The organism is Kribbella sp. NPDC002412, from assembly GCF_053592935.1.
The window spans coordinates 49,277-63,409 of the sequence record NZ_JBSFBL010000040.1 but is presented as its reverse complement, the minus strand read 5'-3'; the positions used below and the strand labels follow the sequence as shown (position 1 = coordinate 63,409).

Genomic DNA, 14,133 nt, shown 5'->3' with positions numbered 1-14,133 from the left:
GGACCTGGTGCAGCGCGGGCAGAACCGCCGGTTCGTCGCCAAGCCGGCGTACGCGCGGGTGATCCGGTCGACCGAGGACGCCGTACAGGCTGTGCGGGAAGCGGTCCGGAGCGGGAAGCGGATCGCGGTCCGCGGCGGCGGGCACTGCTTCGAGGACTTCGTGGACAGCAGCGGCACCGAGGTGCTGCTCGACATGTCGACGTACGACGAGGTCACCTTCGACAACCGCTACCGGGCCTTCTCGATCGGCGCGGGTGCGACGCTCGAGACCGTCTACAAGGAGCTGTTCTACGGCTGGGGCGTCACCGTGCCCGGCGGCGGCTGCCTCGGCGTAGGCGTCGGCGGCCACTTCAGCGGCGGCGGGTACGGGCCGCTGTCGCGCAAGCACGGCTCCGTCGTGGACCACCTGTACGGCGTGGAGGTCGTGGTCGTCGACGCCCGCGGCCGGGCCCGGTCGGTGGTGGCGACCCGCGACAACGCCTACCAGGACCTGTGGTGGGCGCACACCGGTGGTGGTGGCGGCAACTTCGGCGTGGTCACCCGCTACCTGATGCGGACGGCGGGCGCGACCGGCCGGGAGCCGTCCGAGTTGTTGCCCAAGGCACCGGCAGCGCTGCTGTCCAGCCTGATCGTCTACGACTGGAAGTCCATCGGGCAGGCCGAGTTCGTCCGCGCACTGCGGAACTTCTTCGACTTCTACGAGCGGAACAACACCGCCGACTCGCCGTACGCGACGCTCTACAGCCCGCTGATCCTGACGCACTCGTCGGCCGGGAGCTTCCTGCTGTCGACGCAGCTGGACGCCGCGGTTCCCAACGCAGCGGCGCTGATGAAGGCGTTCAACCACGCGATGGTCGAGGGCCTGGACCCGAAGCCGCAGGTGATCGAGGCCGGCGTCGGGCCGTTCCTGCACACCACGATGCAGCGCTCGATCGCCGAGACCCCGTCGCCGGGCCGAGGCAAGTACAAGGCCGGCTACCTGAAGAAGGGCTACACCGACGCGCAACTCGTCACGCTCTACCAGGGCCTGACCGACACGACGTACAACGGACCGGAGTCCTCAGTGCTGTTCGTCCCGTACGGCGGGAAGGTGAACACGGTCCCGTCCGACGCGACCGCCACGGCGCAGCGCGACGTGATGTGCAAGATGGTGATGGCGGCCGGCTGGTCCGACCCGGCCGACGACGCCAAGCACCTGGCCTGGCTGCGCAAGCTGTACGCCGGCATCTACCAGGACACCGGTGGAGCGCCGGTCCCGAACGCGACCAACGCCGGGTCGTACATCAACTATCCCGACGTCGACCTGGCCGACCCGGCGTACAACAAGTCCGGCGTGCCCTGGCACGACCTCTACTACCTCGGCAACTACCCGCGGCTGCAGCAGATCAAGGCGAAGTGGGATCCCCGCAACACCTTCCGGCACAAGCTGTCGATCGAGGCTCACCAGCCTGGGTAACGGGTCCGCCACCTGAGGTCGGGGTTGTAGTCGCCGTGCAGACGGGCGGGTCTGGTGAACTCCAGGGCGAAGTCGTCGGCCAGTTCGAGGATGGCTGCGCGGCCCTCGACGGCGAAGACGAGCTCTGGCGGCAGGGCCGTCTCGCCGTGGAGGGCGCCCAGGATGTTCCCGCAAATCGCTCCGGTGGAGTCGCTGTCGCCGGTGTGGGTGACCGACAGCGCCAGCGCGTCCAGGAACTGCTCGGGCGCCGGGTAGGCGAGTGCCGCGTACACGGCGATCGCGAGAGCTTCTTCTGCGACCCAGCCGCCGCCCAGCTTCTCGACGGTCGCCGGGCCGTGCTCGGATACGCCGGCGGCCAGTTGGCGCGCGGCCGCTAGCGCCGTACTGGTTTCCTCGTGGTCTGGACGCTGCGCGAGGACTGCCGCGGTCGTGTCCAGCGCGGCGTTGAGGTCCGCGCCCTCGCAGAGCTCGCGGATGATCACCGCGAGAGCGCCCGACGCGAGCTTGCCGGTCGGGTGGCCATGGGTGTAGCCGGCGGCGTCGGCGGCCGAGTCGAACACCCAGTCCCGGTCGAACCACTTCGAGGGCAGCAGGCCGAAGGGCGCCACCCGCATCACTCCACCGCAACCTTTGGAGTCGTTCCGGGCTTGCGTGCCGAACTGCCCGGCTTGCCGTGCGCCCTGCAACGCGCTGAGACAGGTCTTGCCGGGCGCCCGGCGTGCGTACAACCACTGCTCGCCCTGCAACCAGCCGTCGCGTTCACCACTCGGAGACCGGAGCTCCTGCGTGTCCAGCCACCGGTCGTAGGCGTGGTGCACGACCGCGACCGTGAACCCGATCCCGCGATCGGTCCGCACTCCGGCCCGGATCAGCCCCTCGGCGGTGAACAGCGTCATCTGGGTGTCGTCGGTGATCGTCCCCGGCGGCCAGCCGATCCGTCCGGACACGAACGTCCGGACCCCGTCGGGGTGCTCGGCGACGATCGACGTACTGTTCTCGAACTCGACCGGGCCGCCCAGCGCGTCGCCGATCGCCCCACCCAGCAGGCAGCCGCGCACCCGCGCCCGCCACGTCTCCTCCGCAGCCCGGTTCATGGCACGACCCTATCGACCGTGGTGTCAGCAGATCCGCGGCTGCTCAACCCGTTCGAGGTCGCTGCGCAGTGAGACCGGGGTCCGGGTGGTGGAAGCAGCGTGGAAGAATCGGGGCATGCTGCGCTGGCTCACCGCCGGCGAGTCGCACGGACAAGCGCTCGTCGCCGTACTCGAAGGTCTTCCCGCAGGCGTCAAGGTCACCACGGACGACGTGGCCGACGCCCTGGCTCGTCGTCGGCTGGGCTACGGCCGCGGCGCCCGGATGAAGTTCGAGCGGGACGAGGTGACGTTCGTGGGCGGGTTCCGGCACGGGCTGTCGCTGGGTAGCCCGATCGCGATCCAGGTCGGCAACACCGAGTGGCCGAAGTGGGAGCAGGTGATGTCACCCGACCCGGTCGACCCGGAGACGCTGGCCGACCTGGCCCGGAACGCGCCGCTGACCCGCCCGCGCCCCGGTCACGCCGACCTGGCCGGCATGCAGAAGTACGGCTTCGACGAGGCCCGCCCGGTGCTCGAGCGGGCCAGCGCCCGCGAGACCGCGGCCCGGGTCGCGCTCGGCGAGGTCGCCGCCCGCTTCCTGAACCAGGCGTTCGGCGTGACCATCGTCAGCCACGTCGTCGAGCTCGGCACGGTCAAGGCGCCGTACGGCGTGATCCCGTCGTACGGCGACGTCGCGAAGCTGGACGCGGACCCGGTGCGCTGCCTGGACGCGGACGCGAGCAAGGCGATGGTGGCCGAGATCGACACCGCGCAGAAGGCCGGTGACACGCTCGGCGGCGTGGTCGAGGTGGTCGTGGACGGACTCCCGCCCGGCCTCGGCAGCTACGTGCACTGGGACCGGCGGCTGGACTCCAAGCTGGCCGGCGCGCTGATGGGCATCCAGGCGATCAAGGGTGTCGAGCTCGGCGACGGGTTCGAGCTGGCCCGGACGCCCGGGTCGAAGGCACACGACGAGATCGTTGCCCAGGACGGCGTGGTCCGGCGGACCGGCGGCCGCTCGGGCGGCACCGAGGGCGGGATGAGCACCGGCGAGACGCTGCGGGTGCGGGCCGCGATGAAGCCGATCGCGACCGTGCCGCGGGCGCTGCGCACGATCGACACCACCACCGGCGAGGCCGCGGCCGCGCACCACCAGCGCTCCGACGTCTGCGCCGTACCGGCCGCGGGGATCGTGGCCGAGGCGATGGTGGCGCTGGTGCTGGCCGAGGTCGCGCTGGAGAAGTTCGGCGGCGACTCGGTCGAGGAGTCGTCCCGCAACCACAAGGCGTACCTGGCGAACCTGCCGTCGACCATCACGCCGCGGGAGTGGGCAGAGCTGTGAGCCCGGTTGTCGTCCTGGTCGGGCCGCCAGGGTCGGGGAAGTCGACCGTCGCCGCGCTGCTGGCCGAGCGGCTCGGCGTGCGGCACCGCGACACCGACGCCGACATCGAGGCGGATGCCGGCAAACCGATCTCGGACATCTTCGTCGACCACGGCGAGCCGCACTTCCGCGCGCTCGAACGGGCCGCGATCGTCGCCGCGCTGCAGGGCGATGACGTGCTGTCGCTCGGCGGCGGCGCGATTCTCGACCCGGAAACCCGCGCCGACCTGGCCGGGCACACCGTGGTCTTCCTGGACGTCAGCCTCGGCGAGGCGGCCAAGCGCGTCGGCCTCGGAGTCGCCCGCCCGCTGCTGCTCGGCAACGTCCGCACCCAGCTGCGCAACCTGATGGAGGCGCGCCGCCCGCTCTACACCGAGGTCGCCAAGCTGACCGTGCAGACCGACAACCGCACGCCCGACGAGATCGCCGACGAAATCCTGGAGCACTTGAGATGACCCGGATCAGGGTTGCTGCGGCGGCGCCGTACGACGTGGTGATCGGCAACAACCTGCTCGGGGAGCTGCCCGGGCTGCTCGGTGATGGTGTTCAGCGGGTCGCGGTGATCCACCCGCGGGCGTTGCGGTCCAGTGGAGACGCGATCCGCGACGACCTCACCGCGACCGGGTACACCGCGCACGCGATCGAGATCCCGGATGCCGAGGAGGCCAAGACCGCGGAGGTGCTGGCGTACTGCTGGTCGGTGCTCGGGCAGGCCGGGTTCACCCGGTCGGACGCGATCGTGAGCGTCGGCGGCGGGACGACGACCGACCTGGCCGGGTTCGTCGCCGCCACCTGGCTGCGCGGCGTGAAGGTCGTGCACATCCCGACCACGCTGCTCGGCATGGTCGACGCGGCGGTCGGCGGCAAGACCGGTATCAACACCGCCGAGGGCAAGAACCTGGTCGGCGCGTTCTGGGAGCCGGCCGGCGTGCTGTGCGACCTGGCCGCGCTGGAGACGCTGCCGCGCAACGACTACGTCAGCGGTCTCGCCGAAGTGGTGAAGTGCGGTTTCATCGCGGACCCGGTGATCCTCGACCTGGTCGAGAAGGACCCGGCCGGCGCCTCCAGCCCGGAGTACGACGCCACCGAGGAACTGATCGCCCGCGCGATCCAGGTCAAGGCCGACACCGTCGGCGCGGACCTGCGGGAGCGGACCACCACGGCCGGCGGCCGGATCGGCCGGGAGGCGCTGAACTACGGCCACACCCTCGGCCACGCGATCGAGCGGGTCGAGCGGTACAAGTGGCGGCACGGCGCCGCGATCAGCATCGGCATGGTCTTCGTCGCCGAGCTCGCCCGCGCGGCGGGTCGCCTCGACGACGCGACCGCCGACCGGCATCGCGCCGTACTGGAGACGCTGGGGCTTCCGGTGAAGTACCGCGCCGACGCCTGGCCGCACCTGCAGGACGCGATGAAGCTGGACAAGAAGACCCGCGCCGACCGGCTCCGCTTCGTCGTCCTCGACGGCCTCGCCAAGCCGGCGATCTTCGAGGCCCCGGACCCGGGCCTGCTGGTCGCGGCCTACGCCGAAGTCAGCTGACCGGAACCGGTCACCTGTCGGACCGGCCCTTGTACATCGATGGCAATCCCTCCAGGATGAATCTTGGAAAGGGCTTTCCAGCGAAAGGGCCTGCATGTCTGACAGCAAGTACCGGATCGCGATCGTCGGCACCGGCGGGATCGCCAACGCCCATGCCGGGGCGGTGGTGGCCTGTGCAGACCGCGCCCAGCTCGTCGGCGCGGTCGACGTCGACCTCGACCGCGCGCAGGCGTTCGCGACCAAGTGGGACATCCCCGCGGTCTACTCGAGCCTGACCGAGCTGCTCGCGGCCGGTGACGTCGACCTGGTTCACCTGTGTACGCCGCCGAGCTCGCACGTGCCGTTGGCCGCGGAGTGCCTCGCGGCGGGTGTCGACGTACTGACGGAGAAGCCGCCGACGTTGTCGCTGGACGAGCTCGACGAGCTGCTGGAGGCCGAGCGGGCGTCGTCCGCGCAGGTCGTGTGCATCTTCCAGCACCGCTTCGGGTCGGGTGCGGTGCGATTGCGCGAGCTCGCCGCCGACGGGGTGCTCGGGCGGCCGTTGGTTGCCTTGTGCAACACGGTCTGGTACCGGGACGACGAGTACTTCGCGATGCCGTGGCGCGGGACGTTCGAGGTCGAGGGCGGCGGCCCGACGATGGGGCACGGGATCCACCAGTTCGACCTGCTGCTGTCGATCCTCGGGCCGTGGGAGAAGGTCACCGCGATCGCGGCCCGGCAGGCCCGGCCGACCAAGACCGAGGACGTCTCGATGGCGCTGGTCACCTTCGAGAACGGCGCGGTGGCTTCGGTCGTGAACTCGCTGGTCTCGCCGCGGCAGACGTCCGAGCTCCGCTTCGACTACGAGAACGCGACGGTCGAGCTGGAACACCTGTACGGCTACAAGAACGAGAGCTGGACCGTCACGCCCGCGCCCGACCAGGACGCGGTGAGTGCGGCGTGGGCCGCGGACCTGGCCGAGGTGCCGAGTGGGCACACCGCTCAGCTCAACGCTGTCCTCGACGCGCTGACGGCCGGCAAGGCGGCGCCCGTGCCGCTGGCCGAAGCCCGGAACACGATCGAGCTCGCGGCCGCGATCTACGCCTCGGCCTTCACGGACAAGCCGGTCCGCCGGGGTGAGCTGGCCCACGGCTCCGAGTACGCCCGGCGGATGGGCGGACCCGGAGCTCCCTGGTCCTGATCACCTGGTCCTGATCACTTGGTCCTGGCTACTTGGTGAAGCGGATGTCGCCGAGCTGCTGGCCGGGCAGGCGTACGACGGTGCCGACGTCGACCCGGGTGGTGCCCGGGCTCGGCGTCAGACCGCCGCCACCCTTCTGGTCGGCCGGCGCGTCGAGCAGCCTCCCGTCCCGGTCGAGCACCTGGGTCTCGACCCGGACCTGTTCGCCGACCTTGAGGGCGGCGGACTCGTTCCAGGAGCGGAGGTAGACGAGTCCGTCGGCTGCCTCTGCGACGTACCAGGGCCCGGGTTTGCCGCGGACGATCCAGCGTTGGCGCATCGTGGCGACGCGGTCGTCGACGTTGTACCAGCCTTCCTGGACGAGCAGGTCGGGCTTGCGGTCGAAGTCGACGAACAGCAGTCGCGCGCCGGTCCCGTCAGTGGGCGCCGCCGGGTGGGTGGCGTCCGGTGGGTTGCCCACGACCTTGCCGTTCCGGCCTACCGCGACTGTGGTCGCGTCCCACGGGCCGCCGCGACCGACACAGGCGTAGCCGATGACCGCGATCGTGGTGTCCACCTTGCCTTCGACCCAGCTGCGGACCTTCACCGCGTGGCCGACCACTGCTGGCGTGGCCGAACCTTGGCCGACGGTGACCAGGCAGGCCTGCACGGCGGCATTCTTCTCCGCGCCGGTGACTGGGCCGGCGTCGATGTGGACGTCGGCCGGTCCCGCGTTGTTGGTGCGGGTCGGCGTGGGGTCCGCGGCCGGGGGTGCGGGGGTGGTGTCGGCGTGCCGGCCGGATGCGATCAGTGCGCCGGTCGCGATCAGCGCGATCGAGGCGGCTGCGCCGACCGGGATCAGCCAGGTGCGGCTGCGCCGGGGCGGTGCAGCCTCGTCGGCCAGGATCCGTTCGAGGATCTCTTGGCGATGCGGGAGCGGCCGGTCGGCTGGGAGTTGCTTGGTCATGACAGGCCTTCCTTCGCGGCGCCGAGGTCGAGGAGGCCGGCGAGGCTGGTCCGCGCCCGCGCCAGCCGGGACTTGACAGTTCCTTCGGGTATGCCGAGGACGCGCGCGGCCTCGGCCATCGAGCACTCCGACCACACGACCAGTTCCACCACCTCGCGCTGCTTGGCGGGCAGCTTGTCGAGGATCCGGCGGATGTCGCTCATCGCCCGCTCGTCGTCCACCTTCGCGGCGGCGACCGACGAGTGGTCGGGTTCCGCCGTACCCGCGCTGTCGATCAGCTGGATCCGGTCCCGCAGCGCGGCCTGCCGCCGGGACGACCGCAGCACGTTGCCGCACTCGTGACCCGCCATCACCAGCAGCAGCGGCCGGGCCGAGTCCAGGTCGAGAGCGTCGACCCGGCCGGTCCGGGCTCGCCGCCAGAGGGTGGCGAAGGTGGCCTGGACGACGTCCTCGGCCGCCGACCAGGACGACGTACGGCGGAACGCGAAGTTGTGCACGGCGTCGCAGTGCCGGTGGAACAGCTCGGCGAAGGCGTGCCCGTCGGCCGACCGCAGCCGGTCCCACAGGCCGCGGTCCGTCGCCACCGCCTGCCCGGGGCCGTTCTCCATCCGCACTCCCATGTCTGTGGTCACACCAGGATGAGTCCGGCAGGGGGCACGGCGGTTCGGTTAGTCAGGCAGCGAGTTCCGGCGGGAGATGCTCCACTAGGGTGGGCGTGTGAGTGGACGACGTGTGCTGGTGCTGAACGGGCCGAATCTTGGGCGGCTGGGGTCGCGGGAGCCGGAGAAGTACGGGACGACGACGTTCGCCGACCTGGTCGCGGAGTGCGAGAAGGCCGGCGCCGAGCTCGGGCTGGAGGTCGAGGTCCGGCAGACCGACGACGAGGCCGAGCTGGTCGGCTGGCTGCACGAGGCGGCCGACGGGAAGCTGCCGGTGGTGCTCAACCCGGCCGCGTTCACGCACTACTCGTACTCGCTGCGCGACGCCTGTGCCCAGCGCACCGCGCCGCTGATCGAGATCCACCTGACGAACCCCGCCACCCGTGAGGAGTTCCGGCACAACAGCGTCGTCTCCGGCGTCGCCACCGGCACCATCGCCGGCTTCGGCGTCGACTCCTACCGCCTCGCCCTCCGCGCCCTCACCGCACTCGCGGACTGACCGACCACCTAGCCGTCGGACCGAAGACGCGCCCAGCCTGGGGGCGACGGGCTGATAACCAATGTGCCCTTTTGGGCATCTAGCAGGTGAAGGCAGGCCTGGACGAGCTGGATCCGTGCTGCGGCAACGCCGTTGCTCACGCTTGGCGTTGGGTCGTGGTCCGGCCGGCACTGGTCTTAAGGCTGGCTGAAGGTTCGGGTGCACGATCGGAATCGACGATTTTGGGGGTTCGTGTGACTGCGGATTCGGTCCGTTCCGTTCATCAACGCTCTGGGGGAGTGACGAGTATGTCCACGCAGCAACGTCTTCCTGTCTGGGTGAAAGCCCTTGACCCGCTGTCGCAGTTCGGGTTGGTGCACGCGCTCAGGCAGCGGCCGGAGATCGCCCTGCTCACCGACGCCGACCTGGCGTCGATCCAGGCCAAGTCGGCTGATCAGCGCACTGCCCCGCCAGTGGTCGCGTTGATCGCCGTCGACTCGCTGGACGCGGCAGCGGTGCAGGTGCTCCGGGTGGCAACGCAACGGGGGTGCCGCCGGACCGTGCTGATCGGCAGCGCGATCGACGACGACGCGTTGATGACCGCGGTCGAGCTGGGGGTGTCCGGTGTGCTTCGGCGGACCGAGGCGACGGCCGATCGCATCGTGCACCTCGTGCAGGCCGCCGCTGCAGGTGACGGCAGTCTGCCGCCGGATCTGCTCGGCCGGTTGCTCGGTCAGGTGTCGCGGATGCAGCGGCACGTGATGGCGCCGCGCGGGCTGTCCCACACCGGGCTGACCGACCGCGAGACGCAGGTCCTGCGGCTGGTGGCCGACGGCAAGGACACGCAGGAGATCGCCCGCGAGCTGTCCTATTCGGAGCGGACGGTCAAGAACGTCCTGCACGACGTCACCAGCCGCCTGCAACTGAAGAACCGCTCTCACGCCGTCGCCTACGCACTGCGCGAAGGCCTCATCTAGCACAACATCCAGTACGACGCCCGACAGCCGGCCCTCGCACTCCGCGAGGGCCGGCTGCTGCGTGCGCACCGCCTAGTGGCCGACCGTGAACCGAGCGCCCACATGTCGCGCCTGCTCGGCCTCGTCGACCAACGCGATCGCGAAGTCCTCCATCGAGATGGACGACCCACCGGCGGCGTCAGTGACGAGGTGGTCCGTGCCAAGCCGGTAGCTCCCGGTCCGAGTGCCCGGCTCGAGCAGAGCGGGCGGACTGACGTACGTCCAGTGGACGTCGGTCGCAGCGCGCACCAGCTCGAGCTGCTCGTTGCAGGCCTGGGCGATCGGGCGCCAGTCGGGCGGAAAGTCCGGCGACTCCATGACGGTCAGCCCGGTGCGACCATCGATCAGGCCGGCCGCACCGCCGACCAGGATCAGCCGCACGCCGCTGTGCCGCAAGCCGATCAGCAGACCTTTGGCAGCCTGGACGAGCTCGTCCTCCTGCCCCGGCCGCGGCCGTGTCGCGCTGATGACCACGTCATGGTCCCGGCTCAGTACGGCGACATCGTCCGGGTCGGTGGCGTCACCACGCCGGAGGTGTGCGGCCGTCGGCGTACGGCTGGCGCCGGTCACCTGGTGGCCGCGGGCAACGGCCTCTTGGACGACCCGGCTGCCGACCGCGCCGGAGGCTCCGAAGACGAGGATGCGCACGTGCGGACCTTTCGTTTGATCTGGGCAGTGACGAGGGACGCGACGACGATCAGGCCGCCGATGAGTTGAGCGGTGGTCAGGCGCTGATCGAGGGCGAGCCAGCCGAGCAGTGTCGCCATCACCGGGCTGAGCAGGCCGAGGAACGTGACATCCGTGGGGGAGAGGCTGCGCAGCCCCCGGAACCACAGCGCGTAGGCCAGCGCGGACCCGATGATCGTCAGGTAGCCGTAGCCGAGCAGGTTGTGGGCAGTCATGGCCGGCGGCGCACCCTCGACCAAATAGGCGACCGGAAGCAGGACCAGACCGCCTGCAACGAGTTGCCAGCCGGTGGTGGCCAGCAGGGGAGCCGGTGACGTCCACCGCTTGCTCAGTACGACGCCAAACGCCATCACGACCGCGCCGCCGAGTGCTGCGACCACACCCAGGGTGTCGAGGCGCGCATCGGCTCGCAACACCAGCAACCCGACACCGAACACTCCAGCGATCGCCGTGAAGACAGTCCGCGTCGACAGCCGCTCCCGCAGCAGACCAGTCGACAGTACGGCGACCAGCAGCGGCTGAATCGCTCCGACAGTCGCGGCGACCCCACCGGGCAGCCGGTAGGCGCCGACGAACAGCAGCGCGAAGAACGCGCCGATGTTGAGGGTGCCGAGCACCAGCGAGCGCCACCACCAGCTTCCGCGGGGAAGCGTCCGGGTGATCGCCACGAGCAGCAGCCCGGCAGGCAGTGCGCGGATCACCGCCGCCAGCAGCGGGCGGCCCGGCGGCAGCAGCTCGGTGGTGACCAGGTAGGTGGTGCCCCAGAGCAGCGGCGTGATCGCCGTGACCAGGAGAAGGGAGACTCGATTGCTTAGCACTAAGATAAAGTATCTCAGCGCTAAGCTATTTTCAATCCCTCACCGCTAAGCAATCCAGGACTAGGCTGGGACCATGGCTGATCACGTCGACCTGGTGCTCGAGCAGTGGGCCGAGCAGCGGCCGGACCTGGACGCCTCGCCGATGGGGGTCGTCGGGCGGGTGAGCCGGCTCGGCCAGCTCTTCGACACCGAGCTGCGGCGCAACTTCGCGCGCTACGACCTCGACCGCGCGTCGTTCGACGTCCTGGCGACCCTGCGGCGGAGCAACGCCGAGCACAGCCTGACCCCGGCCGGCCTGATGCGCTCGTCGATGGTGACGTCCGGCGCGATCAGCCAGCGCCTGGACCGGCTGGAGGCCCGCGGCCTGGTCACGCGGAAGCCCAGTGAGACCGACGGCCGTGGTGTCCGGGTGACGCTGACCGAGGAGGGCCTGCAGCTGATCGACCGCGTGCTGCCGGCCCACATCGACACCGAGAACCAGCTGCTGGCCGGGCTGTCCGGCGCCGAGCGGGAGCGGTTCGCGGAGCTGCTGCGGACACTGCTCGAGTCCCTCGGGGACAAGAGGGATTGACGCCATGAGTGCCCGCGACGCGCTTCGAGCGGAGTCGCTGCGCGCGGCCCTCACCCGGTATCTGGTGGCCGAAGGCTCCATCCGGGACGAGCGGGTGGCGGCCGCGTTCCGGACCGTGCCGCGGCACCTATTCGTCCCACAGGCGCCGCTGCATCGCGCGTACGCCGACGACGTCGTGCTGATGAAGCGGAACGACGCCGGCGTGGCGATCAGCTCGGTGTCGCAGCCGAGCATCGTCGCGCTGATGCTCGGCCAGGCCGCGATCGAGCTCGGCGACCACGTCCTGGAGATCGGCTCCGGTGGCTACAACGCGGCGCTGATGCGCGAGCTGACCGGACCCGCGGGCTCGGTCACCACGGTCGACATCGATCCCGAGGTCACCGACCGCGCCCGCACGGTGCTGGCGGCCGCCGGGTACGACGACGTCCGGGTGGTCCGCGCGGACGGCGAGTTCGGGATTCCGGCGGATGCGCCGTACGACCGGATCGTGGTGACCGTGACGGCGTGGGACGTCGCGCCGGCCTGGCTGGACCAGCTCCGGATCGGCGGCCGGCTCGTCGTACCGCTGCGGCTTCGGGGGCAGACGCGGTCGATCGCGTTCGACCGGGTGGAGGACCACCTGGAGAGCCGGTCGACGACGCTGTGCGGATTCGTCAGCATGCAGGGCGCCGGAGCGAACTACGAGCGGGTCGTGCCGATCGCGGGGGACGAGGTGTACGTCGGCTTCGACGAGGACCAGGAGAGCGAGGCGCACCCGTACGACGGCGTGCTCGACGAGCCGCGGTGGCAGGTCTGGTCGGGTGTCGTGATGAACCGGGAGGAGCCGCTGTCCGACCTCAACCTGTGGCTCGCGGCGACCCTACCCGGGTACTGCGTTCTGTTCGCGGACCGATCCGTGCAGACGGTCGCACCGTCGCCGCGCTGGGGTGCAGCCGCGGTGGCGACTCGCGACAGCGTGGCCTACCTGACGTCATGCCCGGCTTGGCGCCGACCCGCGTCCTTCGTGGAGCTCGGAGTCAACGGCCACGGGCCGGACGCGCGGGAATTGATGGATCGGATGGTCGGCCAGATGCGCACCTGGGACGCGCATCACCGGCACGGTCCGGGCCCGTCGTTCCACGTGTACTCCGCGGGAGCCGCCGCCGTACCAGACGGCTTCCGGATCGAGCGGCGGCACGGGCTTTTGGTGATCAGCTGGCCGGGTTGGTCCCGGGTTACGGCGTGGCGAGGAAGCCGCGCACCTCACTGAGGAACTGAGCTCTGCCGCGCTCGGCGCGATCGAGATGGGCGTAGTGGGTCGCCTTGGTCAAGCGCACCGAGCGTACAGCCTTCGCATGGACGAGGTGGTCCGTGAGAAGCGCAACGTCGCCCGGCCGGCTCCAGAAGTCGTACTCACTGCGGAGGATCAGCGTGCGTGCGGTGACAAGGCTCGCGTCCCACAGTTGGCGACCGGTGGCGAGGTAGAAGCTGTCCTCCATCGCACCCGACGGCGCACGGAAGCTGGCGGGGTCGCGCGTACCGCTTGTCGGGTCCGACGCCAGCGCAGTCTTCACGTACGACGCGACGACGTCCGGATCACGCCACTCGGTCTTGTCCTCGGCCGGAATGCTGTTGTCCCAGGACGGGAGCAAGCTGGCCGCAGTACTCAACCGGTAGGCGCCGTACCGGGCAGAGTTGAATCGGCCGGGGTGGCGTGGGTCCTCGTTGTCGCTGCCCCTGCCCAGCGTCGGATGCTCGTCGAGCGGGCCGTACAGCGAGTTGTAGAGCACGAGATGACTGACCCGGCTGGGGTTTGCCGCGGCGTACTGGCCGAGCCAATGGCCGCCGGTAGCCCAGCCGAGCAGCGCGACCTGGCGGTGTCGCGCCCGCTTGACGATGCTCTCGACGACGGCCGCGATGTCACGGACGACATCCGACGAACGGACCGCCGGCGCGTTCCGTTCCGGCGGCTCGGACAGCGCCGGCGGACGCGTGGAGGCGCCGTATCCCCGGGCGTCCATGATGTAGACCCGGTGGCCGGCGGCGGCCAGGTCGGCGGCCAGTGATCCGCCCGCGACCGGCAGGTCGAAGCTCGCGATACCTGGAACCCGTGCGCCATGGAGGAGCAGCACCGGAGGTCGGTCCGCAGGCCTCCCCGGACGCACCTCACGGACGGCGATCCGGATGCCGGGATCGCTGGTGACGTGGAAATCCGTCCGGACGACGTCACGCACCCGATCGGGCACGGTCACGGAGCCGGCGACAGCGGTGAGGACGGTGAACAAGGCGGTGATCAGGCGACGCATGCCACGATTCTGTTGCCGCGATCACGAGATCGATATGCGCGAT

At 70.5% G+C, this 14,133-nt stretch carries 15 protein-coding genes; 9 read left to right on the top strand and 6 right to left on the bottom strand.

From position 1 onward, the window contains the following. Positions 1-7: 7 nt before the first annotated feature. Positions 8-1,456, top strand: a complete 1,449-nt coding sequence (locus tag ACWCOV_RS28390) for an FAD-dependent oxidoreductase (protein ID WP_449832369.1) — start codon at positions 8-10, stop codon at positions 1,454-1,456. On the opposite strand, the gene ACWCOV_RS28385 is transcribed toward ACWCOV_RS28390, so the two are convergent. Then, entirely contained in the window at positions 1,441-2,550 is a 1,110-nt protein-coding gene (locus tag ACWCOV_RS28385) for an ADP-ribosylglycohydrolase family protein (protein WP_449832368.1), read from the bottom strand. The two genes, ACWCOV_RS28390 and ACWCOV_RS28385, sit on opposite strands and share 16 nt — an antisense overlap. Before the next feature lie 115 nt (positions 2,551-2,665). Here ACWCOV_RS28385 and aroC point away from each other — a divergent pair, with 115 nt between their 5' ends. From aroC to ACWCOV_RS28365, 4 genes are all read left to right on the top strand, one after another. Continuing rightward, positions 2,666-3,871, top strand: coding sequence for a chorismate synthase (gene aroC, locus ACWCOV_RS28380; RefSeq protein WP_449832367.1), 1,206 nt, complete (start codon positions 2,666-2,668; stop codon positions 3,869-3,871). Then, positions 3,868-4,365 (top strand): shikimate kinase, encoded by a 498-nt coding sequence (locus ACWCOV_RS28375; RefSeq protein ID WP_449832366.1) that lies wholly within the window; start codon positions 3,868-3,870, stop codon positions 4,363-4,365. The genes aroC and ACWCOV_RS28375 overlap by 4 nt, the downstream gene beginning before the upstream one ends. Further along, positions 4,362-5,450, top strand: coding sequence for a 3-dehydroquinate synthase (gene aroB / locus ACWCOV_RS28370; RefSeq protein ID WP_449832365.1), 1,089 nt, complete (start codon positions 4,362-4,364; stop codon positions 5,448-5,450). Before ACWCOV_RS28375 ends, aroB begins: the two co-directional genes overlap by 4 nt. Positions 5,451-5,544: 94 nt before the next feature. Continuing rightward, positions 5,545-6,630 carry a Gfo/Idh/MocA family protein gene (locus ACWCOV_RS28365; protein ID WP_449832364.1) on the top strand — a complete coding sequence of 362 codons (1,086 nt, stop codon included), beginning with the start codon at positions 5,545-5,547 and terminating at the stop codon, positions 6,628-6,630. 28 nt (positions 6,631-6,658) lie between these two features. On the opposite strand, the gene ACWCOV_RS28360 is transcribed toward ACWCOV_RS28365, so the two are convergent. After that, positions 6,659-7,576: a hypothetical protein gene (locus ACWCOV_RS28360; RefSeq protein WP_449832363.1), complete on the bottom strand. Its 918-nt coding sequence runs from the start codon at positions 7,574-7,576 to the stop codon at positions 6,659-6,661. Then, positions 7,573-8,208 carry an RNA polymerase sigma factor gene (locus ACWCOV_RS28355; protein ID WP_449832362.1) on the bottom strand — a complete coding sequence of 212 codons (636 nt, stop codon included), beginning with the start codon at positions 8,206-8,208 and terminating at the stop codon, positions 7,573-7,575. Before ACWCOV_RS28355 ends, ACWCOV_RS28360 begins: the two co-directional genes overlap by 4 nt. Before the next feature lie 85 nt (positions 8,209-8,293). Here ACWCOV_RS28355 and aroQ point away from each other — a divergent pair, with 85 nt between their 5' ends. Next, positions 8,294-8,734, top strand: coding sequence for a type II 3-dehydroquinate dehydratase (gene aroQ, locus ACWCOV_RS28350; protein WP_449832361.1), 441 nt, complete (start codon positions 8,294-8,296; stop codon positions 8,732-8,734). Positions 8,735-9,051: 317 nt separating this feature from the next. Beyond that, the gene (locus ACWCOV_RS28345) at positions 9,052-9,690 is read left to right on the top strand and encodes a LuxR C-terminal-related transcriptional regulator (protein ID WP_449832360.1); all 639 of its coding nucleotides are present in this window, start codon (positions 9,052-9,054) and stop codon (positions 9,688-9,690) included. Between the two features lie 72 nt (positions 9,691-9,762). On the opposite strand, the gene ACWCOV_RS28340 is transcribed toward ACWCOV_RS28345, so the two are convergent. Both ACWCOV_RS28340 and ACWCOV_RS28335 read right to left on the bottom strand, forming a co-directional pair. After that, on the bottom strand, positions 9,763-10,377 hold the full coding sequence (locus tag ACWCOV_RS28340; protein ID WP_449832359.1) for an NAD(P)-dependent oxidoreductase: 615 nt from the start codon (positions 10,375-10,377) through the stop codon (positions 9,763-9,765). Further along, positions 10,296-11,234 (bottom strand): EamA family transporter, encoded by a 939-nt coding sequence (locus tag ACWCOV_RS28335; RefSeq protein WP_449832358.1) that lies wholly within the window; start codon positions 11,232-11,234, stop codon positions 10,296-10,298. Before ACWCOV_RS28335 ends, ACWCOV_RS28340 begins: the two co-directional genes overlap by 82 nt. Positions 11,235-11,307: 73 nt before the next feature. Here ACWCOV_RS28335 and ACWCOV_RS28330 point away from each other — a divergent pair, with 73 nt between their 5' ends. Together ACWCOV_RS28330 and fxlM are read left to right on the top strand one after the other, a co-directional pair. Next, complete coding sequence (locus ACWCOV_RS28330) at positions 11,308-11,805, top strand: MarR family winged helix-turn-helix transcriptional regulator (RefSeq protein WP_449832357.1); 498 nt, start codon at positions 11,308-11,310, stop codon at positions 11,803-11,805. 4 nt (positions 11,806-11,809) lie between these two features. After that, the gene (fxlM, locus tag ACWCOV_RS28325) at positions 11,810-13,054 is read left to right on the top strand and encodes a methyltransferase, FxLD system (protein WP_449832356.1); all 1,245 of its coding nucleotides are present in this window, start codon (positions 11,810-11,812) and stop codon (positions 13,052-13,054) included. On the opposite strand, the gene ACWCOV_RS28320 is transcribed toward fxlM, so the two are convergent. After that, on the bottom strand, positions 13,020-14,090 hold the full coding sequence (locus ACWCOV_RS28320) for an alpha/beta hydrolase (RefSeq protein ID WP_449832355.1): 1,071 nt from the start codon (positions 14,088-14,090) through the stop codon (positions 13,020-13,022). The two genes, fxlM and ACWCOV_RS28320, sit on opposite strands and share 35 nt — an antisense overlap. Positions 14,091-14,133 lie beyond the last annotated feature (43 nt).

Coding starts and splice junctions, on each gene's coding strand:
- ACWCOV_RS28385 (WP_449832368.1), bottom strand. CDS start 2,550: ATGAACCGGGCTGCGGAGGAGACGTGGCGGGCGCGGGTGCGCGGCTGC.
- aroC (WP_449832367.1), top strand. CDS start 2,666: ATGCTGCGCTGGCTCACCGCCGGCGAGTCGCACGGACAAGCGCTCGTC.
- aroB (WP_449832365.1), top strand. CDS start 4,362: ATGACCCGGATCAGGGTTGCTGCGGCGGCGCCGTACGACGTGGTGATC.
- ACWCOV_RS28365 (WP_449832364.1), top strand. CDS start 5,545: ATGTCTGACAGCAAGTACCGGATCGCGATCGTCGGCACCGGCGGGATC.
- ACWCOV_RS28360 (WP_449832363.1), bottom strand. CDS start 7,576: ATGACCAAGCAACTCCCAGCCGACCGGCCGCTCCCGCATCGCCAAGAG.
- ACWCOV_RS28330 (WP_449832357.1), top strand. CDS start 11,308: ATGGCTGATCACGTCGACCTGGTGCTCGAGCAGTGGGCCGAGCAGCGG.
- fxlM (WP_449832356.1), top strand. CDS start 11,810: ATGAGTGCCCGCGACGCGCTTCGAGCGGAGTCGCTGCGCGCGGCCCTC.
- ACWCOV_RS28320 (WP_449832355.1), bottom strand. CDS start 14,090: ATGCGTCGCCTGATCACCGCCTTGTTCACCGTCCTCACCGCTGTCGCC.